20 protein-coding genes are annotated in these 18,744 nt (G+C 48.6%); 6 read left to right on the forward strand and 14 right to left on the reverse strand.

From position 1 onward, the window contains the following. The first annotated feature begins 24 nt into the window (after positions 1-24). Together trxB and KU392_RS02250 are read left to right on the forward strand one after the other, a co-directional pair. Positions 25-987, forward strand: a complete 963-nt coding sequence (gene trxB / locus KU392_RS02245; RefSeq protein ID WP_217734425.1) for a thioredoxin-disulfide reductase — start codon at positions 25-27, stop codon at positions 985-987. Further along, complete coding sequence (locus tag KU392_RS02250) at positions 974-1,678, forward strand: Smr/MutS family protein (protein ID WP_217734426.1); 705 nt, start codon at positions 974-976, stop codon at positions 1,676-1,678. Before trxB ends, KU392_RS02250 begins: the two co-directional genes overlap by 14 nt. A gap of 489 nt (positions 1,679-2,167) precedes the next feature. Here the strand turns inward: KU392_RS02250 and trhO are convergent, their stop codons facing one another. Further along, entirely contained in the window at positions 2,168-3,193 is a 1,026-nt protein-coding gene (trhO, locus tag KU392_RS02255; protein WP_217734427.1) for an oxygen-dependent tRNA uridine(34) hydroxylase TrhO, read from the reverse strand. Positions 3,194-3,683: 490 nt separating this feature from the next. Here trhO and KU392_RS02260 point away from each other — a divergent pair, with 490 nt between their 5' ends. Beyond that, positions 3,684-4,961, forward strand: a complete 1,278-nt coding sequence (locus KU392_RS02260) for a bifunctional O-acetylhomoserine aminocarboxypropyltransferase/cysteine synthase (RefSeq protein WP_217734428.1) — start codon at positions 3,684-3,686, stop codon at positions 4,959-4,961. Positions 4,962-5,246: 285 nt separating this feature from the next. Here KU392_RS02260 and KU392_RS02265 read toward each other — a convergent pair whose 3' ends face one another. Both KU392_RS02265 and KU392_RS02270 read right to left on the reverse strand, forming a co-directional pair. After that, positions 5,247-5,777, reverse strand: coding sequence for an REP-associated tyrosine transposase (locus KU392_RS02265; protein ID WP_217734429.1), 531 nt, complete (start codon positions 5,775-5,777; stop codon positions 5,247-5,249). A gap of 271 nt (positions 5,778-6,048) precedes the next feature. Further along, a complete protein-coding gene (locus KU392_RS02270) occupies positions 6,049-6,627 on the reverse strand; it encodes a DJ-1/PfpI family protein (RefSeq protein WP_217734430.1) in 579 nt (192 codons plus the stop codon). A 265-nt stretch (positions 6,628-6,892) separates the two neighbouring features. On the opposite strand from KU392_RS02270, the gene KU392_RS02275 reads away from it, so the two are divergent. Beyond that, positions 6,893-7,294, forward strand: a complete 402-nt coding sequence (locus KU392_RS02275) for a lysozyme inhibitor LprI family protein (protein WP_217734431.1) — start codon at positions 6,893-6,895, stop codon at positions 7,292-7,294. A gap of 84 nt (positions 7,295-7,378) precedes the next feature. Here KU392_RS02275 and KU392_RS02280 read toward each other — a convergent pair whose 3' ends face one another. Next, a complete protein-coding gene (locus tag KU392_RS02280) occupies positions 7,379-7,528 on the reverse strand; it encodes a hypothetical protein (RefSeq protein WP_169293989.1) in 150 nt (49 codons plus the stop codon). Positions 7,529-7,823: 295 nt separating this feature from the next. Between KU392_RS02280 and KU392_RS02285 the strand changes: the two genes are divergently transcribed. Next, entirely contained in the window at positions 7,824-8,102 is a 279-nt protein-coding gene (locus tag KU392_RS02285) for a type II toxin-antitoxin system RelE/ParE family toxin (RefSeq protein WP_217734432.1), read from the forward strand. Between the two features lie 12 nt (positions 8,103-8,114). Further along, positions 8,115-8,402 (forward strand): HigA family addiction module antitoxin, encoded by a 288-nt coding sequence (locus KU392_RS02290; protein ID WP_169293988.1) that lies wholly within the window; start codon positions 8,115-8,117, stop codon positions 8,400-8,402. A gap of 45 nt (positions 8,403-8,447) precedes the next feature. Here KU392_RS02290 and KU392_RS02295 read toward each other — a convergent pair whose 3' ends face one another. From KU392_RS02295 to KU392_RS02340, 10 genes are all read right to left on the reverse strand, one after another. After that, positions 8,448-8,657 carry a Fic family protein gene (locus KU392_RS02295; RefSeq protein ID WP_343212393.1) on the reverse strand — a complete coding sequence of 70 codons (210 nt, stop codon included), beginning with the start codon at positions 8,655-8,657 and terminating at the stop codon, positions 8,448-8,450. A gap of 467 nt (positions 8,658-9,124) precedes the next feature. Beyond that, positions 9,125-10,318: a CaiB/BaiF CoA transferase family protein gene (locus tag KU392_RS02300; RefSeq protein ID WP_217734434.1), complete on the reverse strand. Its 1,194-nt coding sequence runs from the start codon at positions 10,316-10,318 to the stop codon at positions 9,125-9,127. A gap of 26 nt (positions 10,319-10,344) precedes the next feature. After that, positions 10,345-11,271 (reverse strand): hydroxymethylglutaryl-CoA lyase, encoded by a 927-nt coding sequence (locus KU392_RS02305; RefSeq protein ID WP_217734435.1) that lies wholly within the window; start codon positions 11,269-11,271, stop codon positions 10,345-10,347. A 30-nt stretch (positions 11,272-11,301) separates the two neighbouring features. After that, positions 11,302-12,501, reverse strand: a complete 1,200-nt coding sequence (locus tag KU392_RS02310; protein WP_217734436.1) for an FAD-dependent monooxygenase — start codon at positions 12,499-12,501, stop codon at positions 11,302-11,304. A 27-nt stretch (positions 12,502-12,528) separates the two neighbouring features. Further along, positions 12,529-13,500: a Bug family tripartite tricarboxylate transporter substrate binding protein gene (locus tag KU392_RS02315; RefSeq protein WP_189385790.1), complete on the reverse strand. Its 972-nt coding sequence runs from the start codon at positions 13,498-13,500 to the stop codon at positions 12,529-12,531. A 20-nt stretch (positions 13,501-13,520) separates the two neighbouring features. Next, positions 13,521-14,465, reverse strand: a complete 945-nt coding sequence (locus tag KU392_RS02320; RefSeq protein WP_246587187.1) for a cupin domain-containing protein — start codon at positions 14,463-14,465, stop codon at positions 13,521-13,523. A 2-nt stretch (positions 14,466-14,467) separates the two neighbouring features. After that, positions 14,468-15,358 carry a fumarylacetoacetate hydrolase family protein gene (locus KU392_RS02325; RefSeq protein ID WP_217734437.1) on the reverse strand — a complete coding sequence of 297 codons (891 nt, stop codon included), beginning with the start codon at positions 15,356-15,358 and terminating at the stop codon, positions 14,468-14,470. 282 nt (positions 15,359-15,640) lie between these two features. Further along, positions 15,641-16,363, reverse strand: coding sequence for an IclR family transcriptional regulator (locus KU392_RS02330; protein WP_217734438.1), 723 nt, complete (start codon positions 16,361-16,363; stop codon positions 15,641-15,643). A gap of 134 nt (positions 16,364-16,497) precedes the next feature. Beyond that, positions 16,498-16,911, reverse strand: a complete 414-nt coding sequence (locus KU392_RS02335; RefSeq protein WP_200237296.1) for a MarR family winged helix-turn-helix transcriptional regulator — start codon at positions 16,909-16,911, stop codon at positions 16,498-16,500. Then, complete coding sequence (locus tag KU392_RS02340; RefSeq protein ID WP_217734439.1) at positions 16,901-18,739, reverse strand: acyl-CoA dehydrogenase family protein; 1,839 nt, start codon at positions 18,737-18,739, stop codon at positions 16,901-16,903. Before KU392_RS02340 ends, KU392_RS02335 begins: the two co-directional genes overlap by 11 nt. Between the last annotated feature and the right edge of the window lie 5 nt (positions 18,740-18,744).

Raw genomic sequence — 18,744 nt, forward strand, 5'->3', positions numbered from 1 at the left:
ATTACCATTATAGGATGAATATAAATGAGCGATGTTAAACATTCCAAGGTTTTGATTCTGGGCTCGGGCCCGGCTGGCTATTCTGCGGCGGTTTATGCAGCCCGCGCCAACCTGAATCCGGTACTGGTTACCGGCATGGCGCAAGGCGGTCAGCTCATGACCACCACCGATGTCGACAACTGGCCGGCCGACCCTGAAGGCGTGCAAGGTCCCGACCTGATGCAACGCTTTTTGCAACATGCCGAACGTTTCAACACCGAAATCATTCTAGACCAGATAGAACGCGTGGACCTGTCCAAACGACCTTTCACCCTGTACTCCGAAATGGGTAATGTTTATACCTGCGACAGCCTGATTATTGCCACCGGTGCCAGCGCCAAATACCTGGGCCTGCCTTCCGAAGAAGCCTTCATGGGCAAAGGCGTGTCCGCCTGTGCCACCTGCGACGGCTTTTTCTATCGCAACCAGGACGTGGTCGTGGTGGGCGGTGGCAACACAGCCGTTGAAGAAGCCCTGTACCTGTCCAACATCTGCCGCAAAGTCACGGTTATTCACCGCCGCGACAAATTCCGTGCCGAACCCATCCTGATTGACAAAATGATGGAAAAGGTGAAAAACGGCAATATGGAACTGCAGCTGTTTCACACCCTGGAAGAGGTCCTGGGTGATGACAGTGGCGTAACCGGTGTACGTATTCGCAACACGCAAGATAATACCACACAGGAACTGGCCGTAACCGGCGCTTTCATTGCCATTGGACACCAGCCCAATACCGGCATTTTCGAAGGCCAGCTGGATATGGAGCACGGTGGTTACATTAAAACCCAGAGCGGCCAGCAAGGCTTTGCCACCATGACGTCCGTACCCGGTGTTTTTGCCGCCGGCGACGTACAAGACCACATTTACCGCCAGGCCATTACCAGTGCAGGTACCGGATGCATGGCAGCTCTTGATGCACAGCGTTGGTTGGAAAATGAAGGTAATTAAAGGCAGCCTTGAAGACCTGAAGCGCATGCAGAAAAAGTACAGCGCAGAACAGGCCAAGGCAGAAAAACAGGCCAAAGAACAGGCACGGCAAAAACAATTCACTTCAGGCAGTGCCGCTACGGCGGCTCTTTCCAGCGAAGACGCCGCCCTGTTCCGGCAGTCGGTAAGGGGGGTGACCCCTTTGCCCGGCAGCAATCGCATTCCACATGTGGCCACCCCGAAAGCACCCAGTGCCCTGGTACTGGCCAGACGGGCGCAGGCAGAAGGCAAAGCGGCAACCACGCTTGCCCCGGCTCCCGGTACCCGGCAAAACACCCGCCCCGTGCAAGTGGATAAAAACCTGCCGACCGATGATTCCTCTTACGTGCAGCATGCCCACAGTAAAGATCTGCTGAAAAAGCTGGCCCGCGGCACCTGGCCCGTTTCCGCCACCCTGGACCTTCACGGTACCACGGCCGAACAGGCCGCCGAACGGTTCGACCGGTTCATTCAGTCGTGCCTGCAGCATCAGGTGCGTTGCGTTTGCATTATTCACGGCAAAGGCTACGGCTCCAAAGATGGGCAGTCGGTACTGAAAGATATGGTGAAAGCATGGCTACGGCAACTGGAAGCCACCCAGGCATTTATCCAGGCCCCGGAAAGCCTGGGGGGCACCGGTGCTTTGCTGGTGTTGTTAAATACTAAAACTTAAGTGATGTGTTGTCATGCGGGAGTGAACACAAGAGGTTCCCACGCGGGAGCGTGGGAACCAGAAACCAGAAACTCGTTCCCATTTACTCGTTCCCATGCTCCGCGTGGGAATGCATAAACCGCGCTGAATTTGTACTCGTTCCCATGCTCCTGCGTGGGAATGCATAACAGGTTTTCGTCAACCACCCCGTCAGGCTTCGCCTGACACCCCTCCGCAGAGGGGAATTTGCGTACTCGTTCCCATGCTCCGCGTGGGAACGCATAAACCGTGCTGAAATTAATAAGGGCGATTAATGCTTTTGACATTAATCGCCCTTTCTTGTATTTATTTTGGAACCGCTTACTGCTTATGAGCCGTTACCAGCAAGTTGCCTGGTCTTTGCCTGGCATTTTGTCTCCTCACCTGCATGAAGAGAATTATGCACCACTATATAACAATTAGCACTTAGGGTATGCACTAATTTATTGCTTTTTCCAACCAAAAAAACAACTATTCGCTCTTTTGTTGATCAATCTCATTGGCCATTTGACGGGATTTTTCTTTTTGTGCCAGTTTTTCTTCCCGGCGCTTGCGAATTTGCTCATCCATTTTTGCACCAATATGGCCCTCGTGGCGCTGCTCAGCCAAGTCCACCTGACGCTGCCTTTCCCGAAAACGCGCGCGTTGCTCTTCAGTAATCTTATCCCAGCAATGCGGGCAGCTTTCACCTCTCACATAATGAACAGAAGCACGATCCTCCTCCGTTAAAGGATGTCGGCAGGCGCGGCACTGAACATACTGCCCCGGCACCAACCCATGACCCACCGACACCCGCTCATCAAACACAAAGCACTCGCCTTCCCACAGGCTCTGTGGCTGGGGAATGGTTTCCAGATACTTAAGAATACCGCCCTCTAAATGATAGACCTCATCGTAGCCCAGGGATTTCATATAAGCGGTTGATTTCTCACAGCGAATGCCACCGGTACAAAACATGGCCACTTTCTTTTTCCTGTTTTTATCCAGCAAACCACCCTCCCGGGCCTGCTCTTGCACCCATTGCGGAAACTCACGGAAAGTAACCGTTTCAGGATTAACCGCCCCCTTGAAGGTGCCAATATCCACTTCGTAATCATTACGGGTATCAATCAGAACCACATCAGGATCGGAAATAAGGTCATTCCAGTCTTCAGGTTTCACATACGTACCCGCATTTTGTCCATTCACATTCGGCTGCCCCATGGTAACGATTTCTTTTTTCAGGCGCACCCGCATACGGTGAAATGGCTCGCGGTCTTCCGACCAGGATTCTTTATGCTCCAGCGTAGCCAGGCGCGGGTCATTGCGCAAATAAGCCAACACCGCATCAATCCCCTCGCGTGGGCCGGCAATCGTGCCATTAATGCCTTCCAGCGCCAGCAACAAAGTGCCCTTTACATTATGCTGCTCGCAAAAAGCCTGCAAAGGTTCACGCATTGCCTCGTAATCGGGCAATTCTACAAATTTATATAAAGCGGCAATGGTAAAGTTGGACATAAAGTAATCGGTAACCGATGAAAAGTAAGATATTTGAAAATGCAGTAGACAATCGCGCTTTTGTTCCCAAGCAGGAGCATGGAAACAAGCAATATACGGTGTTGAAAACACAGTACGCAATTTTGTCACAAATACAAAGAAAGGAATTTGCGAAGAACATAGCATCTACTTCTACGAATTATAAAGCAAAGATTAACTTTTTCTTCTTCCCATGCTCCCGCACAGGAATGCATACCCTCATTTGCCATAACAAAATAATTTTAAGTTATGTAAAATCTGCTAGTCTACGGATTAACAATCCTTTGTTCCCACGCGGGAGCATGGAAACAAGAGACACGAGGGGTTCCCACGCAGGAGCGAGGGAACCAGAACGAACGAAACACAACGGGCTCCCACGCTAGAGCATGGGAACCAGAATTTGGAACCACTCTCGTTCCCACGCTCCTGCGTGGGAACGCATATTTTGCAATTTTTATCCCCCGGAGGAAGCATGAAGTTAGAGACACTGGCGATTCACGCCGGCTATAAACCCGAACCCACCACCAAAGCCGTGGCAGTGCCTATTTACCAAACCACTTCCTACGCGTTTGACAACACCCGGCACGGGGCTGATTTGTTTGACCTGAAAGTGGCTGGCAACATTTACACCCGCATCATGAACCCCACCAATGCGGTACTTGAAGAGCGTGTGGCAGCCCTGGAAGGCGGGATTGCCTCACTCGTGGTGGCCTCGGGCATGGCAGCCATTACCTACGCCATTCAAACCATCGCCGGTGCCGGTGACAACATTGTTTCAGTCAGCACCCTGTATGGTGGCACCTACAACCTGTTCGCCCATTCATTCCCGCGCCAGGGCATTGAAGTGCGCATGGCACCGCATAACGACATTGCCGCCCTTGAAGCGCTGATTGACGACAACACCAAGGCTGTCTTCTGCGAATCGATTGGCAACCCGGCCGGCAATATTATTGACATCCAGGCCCTGGCCGATGCCGCCCACCGCCATGGCGTACCGCTGATTGTTGACAACACCGTGGCCTCGCCCGCGCTGTGCCGCCCCTTTGAACACGGTGCCGATATTGTGGTGCATTCGCTCACCAAATACATTGGCGGCCATGGCACCACCATTGCCGGTGCGATTGTAGATTCAGGCAAATTCCCCTGGGCCGAACACAAAGAACGTTTTGCCATTCTGAATGAACCCGACCCGGCTTACCACGGCGTGGTCTACACCGACGCTTTTGGCCCCGCCGCATTTATTGGCCGCTGCCGTGTTGGCCCGCTGCGCAACACCGGCGCCGCCCTGGCCCCCCTAAGCGCTTTCCTGATTATCCAAGGCATTGAAACCCTGTCGCTGCGCATGGAGCGCCATTGTGAAAACACCCTGAAAGTGGCCCAGCACCTGCAAAACCACCCACAAGTGGCATGGGTGAAATACGCCGGGCTGTCCGACCACCCCGAACACGCGTTGGCACAAAAATACATGGGCGGAAAACCTTCAGGCATCCTGACATTTGGCATTAAAGGCGGCAGCGAAAGCGGCGCCCGCTTCATTGACGCCCTGCAACTGATTACCCGACTGGTTAATATTGGCGATGCCAAATCCCTGGCCTGCCACCCCGCCAGCACCACCCACCGCCAGCTGAACGAAGAAGAACTGGCCACCGCAGGGGTTAGTGCCGACATGATCAGGCTGTCTATTGGCATTGAACACATCGACGACATCATTGCCGACCTGGACCAGGCACTGGAAGCCAGCAAGGCGTAATGCCTGCGTTATCATATAGAACAGGAGTGGTTCCCACGCGGGAGCATGGGAACCAGAAACAACTCGTTCCCGCGCCAGAACATCCTCTGACTCGTTGCATACCAACTGAAGCGGTTCCCACGCTGGAGCATGGGAACCAGAATGCGGGACACGACCCGTGCTCATGCAAAGCAACAACTCGTTCCAGTGCGAAACAGCGACTCATCAACTCGTTCCCACGCTCTGAACTGCCCCCCCAAAATGTCAACTCGTTCCCACGCTCTGCGTGGGAATGCATACCACCCCCTACCATTCTGTACAAATATCCAACAACCCAGGCAAGCCGGCATACTGCCGGGCACTGGAATATCTCCAGTGCGTTACCTCATCTACATAACCCCTTTTAACCGGGTTTTGATGAATATAATCAATTTTCTGGCGCATGATTTTTTCGCCCTGAATCAACTCAGGATGCACCCCTTCCTGCCAAAACTGATAACTGCGATCATTTTTATGCGCTTTTTTATAAAACGCCAGCTGATCCAGAATTTGCCAGGCATTATGATCTGCAAGATACTTAATCAGGTTTTTGGCAGTCCATGATTTCAAACGTGCAATATCACGATCCAGTGCATTGCTTTGCAAAACAAAATGACAGTGATTTTCCAAAACAACCCACGCATAAATACTCAACCCCTCTTTGTGTAAAAAACGCAGGGAATCAAGCAGAATATTCACGGTGTCGGGGCGAGTAAAGACAGGGATCCAGTGCAATACCGTCAAGGTAACAAAATGCGGTTGTTGCGGTTCAGTTATTTTGTAGCGGCTTCTACCCATTATTGAAATCCATATGCCACCCCACGCAGGAGCCTGGGGATGAGACTTTTAATTTCTGATCATATTTTATTTGGGTATTTGAAAGGGTCTTGTCGTGACGCTTTTATCTTATGCAATCGTCAAAAGATTCAATATTAGAATGCATACAGGCATATGCAGAACAGATGCGGTTCCCACGCAGGAGCATGGGAACCAGAAGGTGTAAAGCCTGAGTTTCCATGCAGAACAGGGGCGGTTCCCACGCGGGAGCGTGGGAACCAGAGGCCCTCGGTTAAATCTTGATTTCCGCACCCAGCGCTTTCACGAACTGGCTTAGCCACGCGGGGTGGGCGGGCCAGGCGGGGGCGGTTATCAGGTTGCCGTCGGTCACGGCGGCATCAATGGCGATTTCGGCATATTTGCCACCGGCCAGTTCCACCTCTGGCGCGCAGGCCGGGTAGGCCGAGCAGGTGCGGTCTTTTAAAATACCTGCGGCCGCCAGAATTTGCGCTCCATGGCACACCGAGGCAATCGGCTTGCCGGCCGTATTGAACTCACGCACAATATCCAGTACACGCTGGTTCAAGCGCAAATATTCGGGTCCGCGACCACCGGGTATTAACAAACCCACATAATCATTAGTATTAACCGCCGCAAAATCATAATTCAAGGCAAAATTATGGCCCCGCTTCTCGCTGTAAGTCTGGTCACCCTCAAAATCATGAATGGCCGTTGCCACATGGTCACCGGCTTTTTTATTGGGGCACACCGCATGTACGGTATACCCCAGCGCCAGTAAAAACTGGTACGGCACCATGGTTTCGTAATCTTCGGTGAAATCACCCGCAATCATCAAAATCGCTTTACTCATGACACGTCTCCTAAGTTGAAAAATACCCTATTACCCTTTTGGCAATAAAGGTTTACTATTCACTATATTGTTGTTTTGTATCATTTTAATGGCAAACAGGCAGTTTGGGCTGCTGGCTGAAAAATATTGCCGTTCCTAACTTATTCAGCAACCTTTTGCGCCAAGACGCCGGTTTCTCATGCCCTACACCAAAAATACACGGGCCTTCACAGTGACACATCCAGCTATTTCTTTCACTGCAGCACCCACCTAAAAAGGAATCATCATGAAACCTCTTTACCTGCTACTAGCCATTCCCGCCCTTTTGGTATCTACCGGCAGCCAGGCCCAAATGTTCAACCAGGAATACGAAAAGTGCAACCAAAACACGACCGTTTCGATTGTGGATTGCGTTAACAAACAGGCAAAAAAATGGGATACCCGCCTGAACAAATCCTACAAAGCCTTAATGGAACGCAGTGACGCTGCCCAGCAAGCCCCGCTGAAATCAGCCCAACGCCAATGGATTCAATACCGCGATGCCAACTGCCAATTTTACGCCTTGGGTGATGGCAGCATTAGCCAGATTAACGCGGCTGAATGCCTACGCGCCATGACCCAGGCACGTACCTGCGAAATAGAAGCCGCCAACCGCTATGAAGGAGGCCCGCAGGCCGGGTGCAAATAAACCCAACGCCATAGGCAATGGCCCATAAAAAAGGATGGCCATTACCATCCTTTTTTAGGCATTCAACAATTACAAACAAAACGCTTAAATCTTGCAGGCATCGCCGCAGTCATTATCCGCTTCGGGCACGCTATCGTCCATTTCCTGAATGCGCTCGGCGTTTTTCTTTTCGATTTCATCAAAATCAATGTTTTCAAACGCGGTATCAAAATCAAGATCAGTATCGTTACTCATGGCATGTCTTCCAGAATGGTTGGGCAATGTTTGATTTTAACGCCAAAACCGGTTTTGTTCCCACGCTGGAGCATGGGAACAAGTAAGAAGACAGGCATGGGCGGGATATCTCGTTCCCACGCTCCTGCGTGGTAACGCCTATCTTTCTGCAGGAACCAGATACTAACAATAGACAAATTTACCGCTTACGACCACAGGGCGTTCGCAACTGGCATACAGTGAGTTCAAGACAACCATACAGTTAAAAACTGCATGCCACTTCAATTGAATCTAGCAACGATACACGATACAATATATGATATTAGGATTCCGGCATAAAGGACTTGAGGCGTTCTATAAAACCAGCTCGACAAAAGGCATACAAGCCGTCCATGCAGCAAAACTAAGACGCATTCTTGGTGCAATGGACGTAGCCGAAAAGCCAGAAGACCTCAAATTGCCTTCATTTAATCTACACCCACTAAAAGGCAATTTAAAGAATTACTGGTCAATATCGGTTAATGGCAATTGGCGCGTTATTTTTCGCTTTGCCGGTATACATATTGAGCTGATTGACTATCTGGACTATCACTAAAAGAGACACAAAATGATGAAAAACCCTCCGCATCCAGGCGAGTTGCTTCGTGAAGATGTCATTATTGAACTGGGGCTGTCTGTCACTGAAACGGCAGAACGGCTTGGCATGTCGCGTGTTGCCCTGTCACGCGTGCTAAATGGTAAAGCGGGCATCAGTGCGGATTTGGCGATCAGGCTTGAACAAGCCGGCGTCAGTACCGCCAAGGCATGGTTGGCAATGCAAACCAATTATGACCTGGCTCAGGCCCTTAAACGCCCCCAACCTACTGTCCGCGCTTTAGTGGTCGAACATACCTGAGATATGCGTTCCCATGCTCCCGCGTGGAAACGACTTTATTTAGTGTTACCGATGTGACGCTAATATTTGTTTGCCCAGCGTAGTCAGGCGGTATTTTTGTGTTGGGCTACGCGGCGAATCCGGTTGGGTCATTTCAATCAAACCAAGCTCTAAAGCTGGCTGCAAATAGGTATCCCTAAAATTAACTCTATCTTTTAACTCCAGCGCAAGCATTAACTCAGCTCGATTCATTTCAGCGTCACATATCAACAGCAGAGACTTTACTTGATGGGTTACTTGATGGGTTGATTGTTCGGTTACTTATTCGGTTACTTCTGAAATCGACCTTTTCTTTTCTAAAAAACCAGTATGTATCGGCAAACGAATTAAATTAAAACATAAGACTCACAGAACACCTGACATTTTATCCTCGTTATTGTTGTGACGTTTTTGTCTTATTCTATCATCTGAATATGGGAACTAAGGGGCTATTACTTGAATCCGTATGCGTTTCCCACGCGGAGCATGGGAACGAGACTGAAGTTTTATCGACTTTGTACTTCAGCTTTTTTATTGATTCCCACGCGGGAGCATGGGAACTAGCCATCATCCAGTTTCCATACTCACCTCGTTGCCACGCTCCGTGAAGTAACTCCAAAACGTTGAATGGGTGTTCAACTTTTTGGGGGTCAGTTCAGAGCGTGGGAATGAGGAAGGTATTGCCTCGCTACCCGACGGGGTACCTAATCAATAGCCTGAACCACGTTACGATCAAACAACTGTTTTGTCTCAGCCTCGGAATACCCCAGCTCTGTTAATAACTCCACGCTGTTTTGACCGATTTTTGGTGGTGCCATGCGTATGTGCAGACGCTCACCTTCCAATGTAATGGGTAAAAGAGGAACTGCTGTCTCTTTACCATTCGGAAGCGCCATGGTTTCAAGCCCACCCGTTATTTTTAAATGGATATCATCAAAAAGATCCTGTGGTTTGGAAATAGGAGCAAAAGGCAAACCATGCTTTTCAAAAACAGCCATGATCTCTTTAGCACTAAACTCGGCCAATCTCTCACGCAGTGCAGGCATCAACCAGGACCTTTGCTGAACTCGGGCATTATTGGATTTCAAGCGTTCATCAGCACGCAAATCCTTGAAACCAAAAGCATTACAAAAAAGATCCCATTGGGTATCACTGACCACACCAAGAAACACCTGTTCATCATCTTTCAAAGTAAAAACATCATAAATACCCCATGCGGAAATCCGCTCTGGCATTGGTTTTGCCGCATTTCCAGTAACCGCATATTGCATCATATGCTGAGCCACCAAAAACACGTTATTCTCAAACAGTGCGGATTGGACTTCCATCCCTTTACCGGTATGCGTGCGTTGCATAAGCGCGGCCATGGCACCTATTGCACCAAACAGGCCTCCCATAATGTCGTTAATACTGGAGCCGGCTCTTAAAGGATCTCCTGAACGACCGGTCATATAGGCAAGCCCCCCCATCATCTGTACCACCTCATCAAGAGCCGTACGATGGGCATAGGGACCGGGCAAAAACCCCTTATGACTCACATAAATCAAACTTTCGTTTTGACGACGTAAAGACTCATAATCCAGGCCAAGTTTTTGCATGGTTCCCGACTTGAAGTTCTCACTGACAATATCCGCCGTTGAGATCAATTTATACGCGATCTCAATACCCTCTGGACTTTGCAAATCAAGAGCAATACTTTTTTTATTTCGATTAAAAAGTGGGAAAAAACCCGCGCCTGACCCCATTAAATGTCGGGTGCTATCACCTTTAACCGGCTCTATCTTAATGACTTCAGCCCCCAAGTCAGCCAGCACCATTCCACATGTTGGCCCCATCACCATGTGGGTAAACTCAACAACCCTAACACCTTCCAAAGGCAGTTTTTTATCTTCAGACATTATTGCTCCTGTATTATTAATTATTGTTATTGAATGAACCCTTTAGGTAAACCAGCCTCAGGCGTCATTCCATAGATGGGCTCATTTGGCAAACCTTCCTGCAAAGCAACCCGTGCCTGCATTAATTTTTCATAATTGATATGGGTCTTTACATTCATCGCCTCAAACATAAACACCAGATCCTCGGTAACCACATTTCCTGAAGCCCCTGGCGCATACGGACACCCTCCCAACCCGCCCTGAGAAGAATCAAACGTCCTGACACCCTCTTCAAAAGCAGCCAGGCAATTTGCAATCCCGAGACCTCGGGTATTATGCATATGTGCCGCACCGGCCTTCTCACCAACTTCATCAAAAAGCCTTCTAAATAACCGGCGTACCTGTTTGGGATTTGCATAGCCAGTGGTATCGGACAGCCCGATATCATCAATACCGGCCTGAGCAGCCATGACTGAAAGACGAATAACATCGTCCTCATCCACTTTGCCCTGGAGCGTGCAACCAAAAGCGGTTGAAATACCCGCCTCTATGCTAATAGCCGGAAAATTGGCATCACGATAGGCAACAATTCGCTTTGCCTCTTCCATCATCTCCTCAGGTGTCTTGCGCACATTGGCCAGAGAATGGGCAACACTTGCAGAAATAGGCAAGGTGATTTTATGCACGCCCGCCTCAAAAGCCGTGACCGCGCCGCGTAAGTTCGGCACTAGGGCCATCACAGTCAGACCCGGATGCTGTAATGCATGCGCCACCACTTCGGCTGTATCAGCCAATTGTGGCAACAGCTTGCTGGGAACAAAAGAACCCACTTCAATTTCCCTGACTCCCGCATCATAAAGCGCCGAAATCCATTTAAGCTTGAATGCGGTTGGCATAATGGTCTTAATACTCTGCAATCCATCCCTTGGGCCTACTTCACTAATCAACACGGTATCGCCAGTATGATTTGACATGAATTTCTCTTTTATCTTGATTTATTTTGATTAAATTTCAGCTGTCAATACGTCGTAACGATACAGCCAGTCATACCTGTCAGCAATAGGGTTACTGCTCCACTCACGCTGCAGATAGGCCTCGGCACCCTCTTCAGTTTCCAGCTCAGCGCTGTGAAAACGTCCGGTATTGGCCGTTGCACCACGCACCATTTTGCTTGTCCGCTCAATCCTGGCGCTTTCATATTTTTCAAATGCCAATGGCAAATCATGGACATATTTATCCAGACACCTTGCCAGCACCACGCCATCTTCAATCGACTGAACGGCCCCCTGTGCGAGGAAAGGCAAGGTCGCATGTGCGGCATCTCCAACCAATGTCACCCTTCCTTGCGTCCATTGAGGTATCGGATCACGTTGCATCAGCGCCCATTTAAACAACTGGGGTGATAAACGAATCATGGTTTGGACATCTTCATGCCAGCCTTTGAAGTCATTCAGGCATTCTTCCACCGTGCCTTGCGTGCTCCAGGATTCAACTTGCCAATCCTTGCGTTCAATGGTGCCCACAAAGTTCATAATCTCACCCCTGTGCAAGGGATAATTAACGGCATGACCGCCTGGACCAATCCAGGTTGAACCCACCATTTTTTGCAAATGTTCTGGCAGGTTCTTCATTGGAATCACACCGCGCCACGCAACCATCCCCGAAAAATTAGGATTGGTTGGCCCCCACAATTGATTACGAATGGCCGAGCGCACCCCGTCTGCCCCAATCAGCAAGTCGCCGCTTATTTCCTGACCATTTTCAAGTTTAAGCTTGATGGAATCCTTGTCTTGGGAAAAAGAATGCACTTTACTGTCAAGATGAATGGCGTTTGGTTTTATGGCCTCGACGCCGTCAACCAGGGCTTTGAGCAAGTCGGGACGATAAACCGTTAAATAGGGATAACCGTACTTTTCAACGGCGTCATCGCCAAGATCAAAAAGCAACCATGATTTTCCGGTATTCCACAACCGAAACTCTTTTTTTTCTGGATTACAAGAGTCTGCTTTAACGTTTTCATAAATGCCCAGCGCATCCAGGGCACGACTGCCATTAGGACTTATCTGGATCCCTGCACCCACTTCCCTGAGTTCTTTGGCCTGTTCATAAACTTCCACATCAAAGCCTTGCCTCAATAACGCCAATGCTGCCGACAAACCACCAATGCCACCACCAGCAATAATTACTTTTATATCTTTTTTCATAATTTTGTCCTATGAACTGAAGTCGGTTTACTGCTCAAACTTTACGCCAGAGTCTTTAACGATTTTGGCCCAGGTTTTTACATCGTTATTAAAGAATTGCGTGAACTCCTCAACCGAATAGGGATTTAGCGTCGCGCCACGAGCTTCAACATACTCTTTGTAATCAGGATCATTAAACGTATCGCCAATCACTGCATTCAATTTATCCAAAATCTCTTGAGGCGTGCCTTTTTTGGCAAATAAGCCGAACCAGGTTGAAACATTAAAATTATCAAGTCCCACCTCTTTAGCGGTAGGCACATCGGGCAACATAGGCGATCTTTTTTCCCCTGTCGTCAACAACCCGATCATTTTTCCAGCCTGGATATACGTTGCAAGATTCGCCAGATCAATGGCGATCACCTGACACTCATTCTGAAGCACCGCCATGACAGCAGGCGCAGCACCTTTGTAGCTAATGGTTTGCATCTTTACGCCTGTTTCCATGCCAAACAGCAGACTGGTCAGTAATGTTGACGTACCCCCCTCGGCAATATTCATTTTGCCTTCATTTTTCTTCCCATATGCGATGAATTCTTCCAGGTTTTTCGCCGGAACAGCCGGATTCATACCAATCACAAAAGGCAAAGCCATCAACTGTGCAATCGGCTGAATATCCGTATAGGGATCATAGTCAACTTTGCGAACACTTGGATTAATCGCCATGGCAGGCGTATCCACCATTAATGTGTAGCCATCCGCAGGGGCATCCCTAAGGGCCTTCAAGGCAATCAGGCCGAAAGCACCCGTTTTGTTTTCAACCACAACCGGCTGGTTTAAACGTTTTGACAACTGATCAGCAATTTTTCGACTGGTGGTATCCACGGCACTACCCGGTTGATAAGGCACCACAATTTTGATTGGCCTTTGCGGATAAGTTTCTGCGGCATACGTTGCACTAGCGCCTAAAGCGAAAACACCTAACACAACATTTCTTAATAGGTTTTTATATATTTTCATGTATGTCTCCAGATCAGTATTTAATTAATTTCTTCACGTAACAGATTCAAGCCGGCATAAACCGGGGCATCGGTTGCGCATACCATATAAGAAGGCTCCAACACCTCATGTTTGTAAGGCCTCCAGCCGGGCACCGCAATGACATCGCCCTTTTTCCACTCGAAAACCTGGTCATCCACATACGTTTTTCCTGACCCTTCAAGAACGGTGAAAATCTGATTGGCGGTTGTCCGTTTCCGGGCAGAGGTAAAACCAGCTCCAAACTGCTGCACAAATAACGCAATCGACACCATCGCGGGGTTGCCCAGTTGCACTTCGCGCTCTGCCATAGGGTGACCACTTTCGCTGGCCGCCTCAAGATTTTTCAGGGTGTTTTCCCAGCGGAATGCAATCGGCGACTCTTCCGCATTCACAAACTCGCCCTCGACACGGTTGGGATGACGCTCAAAAAACATGGGCTCAAGTAAATGCACCAGCGGAACATCTAAAATATCCACCCAATAACAATCTTCATTCCCCACATTCTCATGCGAGTGCCACATCATGCTGGGTGTCAGTAAAACATCACCTGGGCGCATTTCAACCCGCGTACCCTCTACCGTTGTATAGCTGCCGTGACCCTCCAGGATAATCCTGAGCGCATTGGGGGTATGCCTGTGAGAAGCGGCGGTTTCGCCCGGTTTGATCATTTGATAAGCCGCAACCATGGTCCGGACGGTAGAATAAATATTGCCTTCCATGGGATTGGTCATGGTTAAGTTGCGACGCTCTGCAAACTCTGTACTCACCAAATGACCTGCCGCATCAAGAATGGGCTTCACTGAGTCGTAAGTCCACATAAAAGGATGCATGGTTTTTCTGGGCTCTGGCCATAATGATGGCGTGCGACGATGCCACCCCCCCTCTACGCTTAAGCCATCAAATGCCTCATAAAGCTTTTCTAATGTGTCTATTTGATTTTTCATGATTATTTCTGCTTGATAATATTTGGTGTGTAATCTTTTTCAAAAATAAAGGTGCGGCCACCCTCGCCTTGTATCACGGGGATATTCATCTCACCCAAGTCATCAATGGCAATACGTATTGTGTCCCCGTCTTTGACCTGACCTACACCTGCCGGGGTACCTGTTGCAATGATATCGCCCGGATACAGGGTCATGACAGCAGATGCCATTTCAATCATGCCCGGGATATCCAACACCAGATCCCGTGTATTGGCATGCTGGCGTAACTCACCATTGACCCACAGTTTCATTTCAAGATTACAGGGATCGCTCACCTCATCGGCGGTTGTAATCCATGGACCAACGGGACAAAAAGTATCATAGGCCTTTCGTGCTACACGCTCTTCGCGCCCCCGAACAACCATATCCAGCAGGCATGCATAACCAAAAATATGGTCTTTCCAGTTTTCAGCAGGAATATCCTTTCCGCCCTTGCCGATAACGATACCCAACTCGCACTCGTGATGCACTTCTCTATTATTCACATTGGGAAGTACAACAGGCTCTCCGGCTCCAGACAAGGAAGAGTTGGGTTTCAAGAAAAATCCTTGATGGGTCGCCCGATAATCAGCCTGCATTTCCTGACCGTGGTCATGGTAATTAACAGGGAAAGCAATCACTTTATTTGGCCAGGGAATTGGCGTAACCAGTTTGATGTCATCAAGACTGTATCGCGGGGCATTTTTAAGCGCCTCTTCGATAACCGGCCGGTAAGTTTCAATATTTGCGATTACTCGCAACAAGCCCATGGGCGGCCACTCTGTCGTATCCACCTCCAGGACATTGGTCAGGTCAGCCACTTCATTACCAAGAACAAGACCAACACGCCCCTCATTAAATCTAGCCAACTTCATTGCCCAACTCCTAAAAAATCAATATTTTTAATTAAATCAAAACTAGTTCTATCTAACAGAATCTTATTCTACCTAATAGAATTTTATATTTTTTTCACCTTAAAGTCAACAATTTAAGATTTATTTAGCCCAAAAAAAGCCAGACTTTTGTCTGGCAATATCTTGTTGCTTTTTCAACTTGCGGAAATCCCTGAACTTAAAAAATCCTAAAAAAGGCAAAGACCCCGCTTGCCCATAGGAACACCCCGGTTAACGGCTGAGTCACCTTTGGATGAAAATAATTTATTTATTTTTTACATAACCTAGTTTTCGACTTAAAGAAAGAGCCGCTTCCAAAACATCTTCTTTAAAAGATGGCACCAACCTGCTGGAGGGCATCGTTAATGTGATTGCCCCAACCAGCTCGTTGTTGGCATTGAATACTGCGGCTGATACACCTGCCAAATCCGGGATTCTGTCTCCATCCATTACAATCACACCTTCTTGACGGATTTGATCATAAATCTCGCCCACCGCACCATTAAAGGCCTGAAGAACACGTCCTCCAGACCCTTTGTCCAGGGGCAAAATATCACCAACGCTTGTTTGATAGCTGATGGGGAGTGGCGAATTAATACGGTGTAAACATAATCGTCCCTTGCCACTAATGACATGGTACGAAGCACTTTCTTTTGTTTTTTCCACTAATGCTTTAAGCACGGGGACAATAACTTCAGCCTGAGAAAATGAAGCATTATAAACACCATATAATTGAGCAACCGTCTCTCCAAGTCCATACCGCCCCTCTTCTGTTCGGCGAACCAGGCCATAATGCTCAAGAGAAGCCAGAAGCCTTAAAATGGTACTTTTGTACATGTTAGTACGATTGGCAAGCTCCATCAAAGACAAGTACTCATCATCTTTATTGAAAGAAACCAATAAGGACAATGCCCTGTCAACAGCGGCAACACCTCCTGCAGATGGATTTTTGTCAGCTATTGATAAAGTTGATGATTTTTTAGACATAAAACCCGTTCGTAACCCAGTAAAAACTCATTTAAACCCATTCTGGTTGGCCTATCACTGAATATTGCTATCCAAATGCAATATCACCATTTTCATTAATGACTAACAACAGTGATCCACTTGACAATTTAACGTTATCCAGCACTTAACCTCTTTAGAGTTTCCTCAAAAAGCACCAGTTCCTGCGCAGGAACTGATTTGAAAAACTCTTTTTCCAAATTGCCCACCTCCTGTTCACAACGACGTAACAAAACGCGGCCTTCAATCGTCGTCTCAATAAGCAACACACGCTTATTACAGGGATCTTCCCTTCGAAGAATCCAATCTTTACTCTCCAGATATTTGATGAATTCACCCATCGATTGGGCGGTAATTCTTACGAGTCGTGATAACTCAGCCGATGATATGGGCTCGTGGTGGCTAATCAGACTTAGTATCATATACTGGCCTGCCGTGATCCCCAAGGGATTTAAAGTGCTTTCCAACTGTAGCCTGACAAGTTGTTCCAGTTGATGAATGTAAAAAAATGGTCTGCGTTTACTCGACATCTAATGCTTCCGGTGGCAGTTTCAAAACCGAGGGAATTCCCTGCTGGATTCGCTGGCATAATGCGTGAACCAAGGGTAACTCGTACTCAACCCAAAAACAAGCCAGTATAACTTTCCTGTTCTCAAAGGGTGTCAATTCAACAGCACTCGCTTTCTCTTGAAGCAATTGATGGACTTCAAGCCAATTCCATGCGACAACAATAATACCAAAAGCATGCAAAAGGTCATAAGCAACGGCCAAGTGTGGCAAGACGCCCGCACCTTGCTGACTTTCCTGCCTGATTTCTTCCACCGTGTTCTGCAATAAAGTAACCGCAGCAACAAAACGCCCAAGCAGACCTTGGTCGGCCTGCCCAGATACACAATATTGGCCTATAAAGGTATGGATCGTTTGAAAAAAATAATCAAACGCCCGCCAATCGTTGTCTGGCAACTTCCTGCGCAACAAATCAATGGCCTGAATACCGTTGGCACCTTCATAAATCTTTCCTATACGCGCATTCCTTACTACCTGCTCAATACCATAATCCTTGGTATAGCCGTGCCCGCCAAACACCTGCAGACAATCACTCGCACAATCAAACCCCTTATCGGTAAAGTATGCCTTCATCACTGGGGTAAACAAATCCACCATATCCTTCAAACGCCGTCTTTCTTCGGCACTTATCTGATCTGACTCAGCCTGAGCCTGCCAGACCGCCACACGTAAAGCCGTGGCCCGACCACCTTCCGCAAAGGACTGGGCCGCCATAATATTACGGCGAATATCCGGGTGATTGATAATAGGATCTGCGATGCTCTGGTCACCCGACGAGAAAATGGGTGTCTTGCCTGACCTGCGCTCCTTGGCATAAAACAGGGCATTTTGCGCCGAGATCTCGGCATAACCCACCCCGGACAAGGCCGTACTCAAACGCGCATAATTCATCATGAGAAACATGGGCAACATGGAGTTACGCTTCACGCTCCCGGAAGTACTGCCAATATGCCATGCCTGTGCCCCATCAAAGTTCAGCACACAGGTGGCACTACCCTCAATCCCCATCTTATGTTCAATTGAACTGACATGACAGGCATTTTTCTCAAGAAGCTCCCCCGTTTGCAGATCTATCTTGTGCTTGGACACCATAAACACATTCACCTCATCCAGACGGGCTCCCACCTTGCCATCTGCATCCGGTATTTTTGCCAGGACGAGATGGATGATATTGTCAGTCAGATCATGATCCCCCCCTGAAATAAATATTTTGCTGCCATGGATAGCGTAACTGCCATCCGGCTGCGGTACCGCCGTGGTCCGGATTTGTTTAAGATCGGTGCCGCAATGACTTTCCGTCAGGCACATCGTCGCCGTCCACTGACCCGTGGCCAGATTGGGCACAACATGCGTCCTGATCCACTCGGGTGCCAGTGAGTTCAGCATCCGCGCGGCCGACAGGCAAAAGCTGCCGTACATGGCAAGGGAGTGTGCCGTCGTAATACGCATTTCACCAATAATCGAAGCCATAATGGACGGCAAGCCTGCACCACCCAGTTCCTCGGGCATGCTTAATTGCAACCAACCGGACGCACAGTACTGCTTCCAGGCCTCTTTATAACCGGGTGGCGTAAACACCTTGCCATCAACAAGATGCGCGCCATGGCGGTCTCCTGCGATACCTATCGGGAACAGCACCTCTTCATGAAACCGTGCTGCAGGATAAAGAACTTCTTGGCAGAACTCTGGCGTCAGGCTTTCAAACCCCTCTACCCCCTTAAGCTCCTGTACCTTCAGCAAGTCGTTCAAAATGAATAAAAAGTCTTTTGTAGGTGCTTTGTAAACCAGCATGGCGC

This window comes from Advenella alkanexedens (assembly GCF_019132845.1).
Taxonomy (GTDB): Bacteria; Pseudomonadota; Gammaproteobacteria; order Burkholderiales; family Burkholderiaceae_B; genus Advenella; species Advenella alkanexedens.

Coding starts and splice junctions, on each gene's coding strand:
- trxB (WP_217734425.1), top strand. CDS start 25: ATGAGCGATGTTAAACATTCCAAGGTTTTGATTCTGGGCTCGGGCCCG.
- KU392_RS02250 (WP_217734426.1), top strand. CDS start 974: ATGAAGGTAATTAAAGGCAGCCTTGAAGACCTGAAGCGCATGCAGAAA.
- trhO (WP_217734427.1), bottom strand. CDS start 3,193: ATGTCCAACTTTACCATTGCCGCTTTATATAAATTTGTAGAATTGCCC.
- KU392_RS02260 (WP_217734428.1), top strand. CDS start 3,684: ATGAAGTTAGAGACACTGGCGATTCACGCCGGCTATAAACCCGAACCC.
- KU392_RS02265 (WP_217734429.1), bottom strand. CDS start 5,777: ATGGGTAGAAGCCGCTACAAAATAACTGAACCGCAACAACCGCATTTT.
- KU392_RS02270 (WP_217734430.1), bottom strand. CDS start 6,627: ATGAGTAAAGCGATTTTGATGATTGCGGGTGATTTCACCGAAGATTAC.
- KU392_RS02275 (WP_217734431.1), top strand. CDS start 6,893: ATGAAACCTCTTTACCTGCTACTAGCCATTCCCGCCCTTTTGGTATCT.
- KU392_RS02280 (WP_169293989.1), bottom strand. CDS start 7,528: ATGAGTAACGATACTGATCTTGATTTTGATACCGCGTTTGAAAACATT.
- KU392_RS02285 (WP_217734432.1), top strand. CDS start 7,824: ATGATATTAGGATTCCGGCATAAAGGACTTGAGGCGTTCTATAAAACC.
- KU392_RS02290 (WP_169293988.1), top strand. CDS start 8,115: ATGATGAAAAACCCTCCGCATCCAGGCGAGTTGCTTCGTGAAGATGTC.
- KU392_RS02300 (WP_217734434.1), bottom strand. CDS start 10,318: ATGTCTGAAGATAAAAAACTGCCTTTGGAAGGTGTTAGGGTTGTTGAG.
- KU392_RS02305 (WP_217734435.1), bottom strand. CDS start 11,271: ATGTCAAATCATACTGGCGATACCGTGTTGATTAGTGAAGTAGGCCCA.
- KU392_RS02310 (WP_217734436.1), bottom strand. CDS start 12,501: ATGAAAAAAGATATAAAAGTAATTATTGCTGGTGGTGGCATTGGTGGT.
- KU392_RS02315 (WP_189385790.1), bottom strand. CDS start 13,500: ATGAAAATATATAAAAACCTATTAAGAAATGTTGTGTTAGGTGTTTTC.
- KU392_RS02320 (WP_246587187.1), bottom strand. CDS start 14,465: ATGAAAAATCAAATAGACACATTAGAAAAGCTTTATGAGGCATTTGAT.
- KU392_RS02325 (WP_217734437.1), bottom strand. CDS start 15,358: ATGAAGTTGGCTAGATTTAATGAGGGGCGTGTTGGTCTTGTTCTTGGT.
- KU392_RS02330 (WP_217734438.1), bottom strand. CDS start 16,363: ATGTCTAAAAAATCATCAACTTTATCAATAGCTGACAAAAATCCATCT.
- KU392_RS02335 (WP_200237296.1), bottom strand. CDS start 16,911: ATGTCGAGTAAACGCAGACCATTTTTTTACATTCATCAACTGGAACAA.
- KU392_RS02340 (WP_217734439.1), bottom strand. CDS start 18,739: ATGCTGGTTTACAAAGCACCTACAAAAGACTTTTTATTCATTTTGAAC.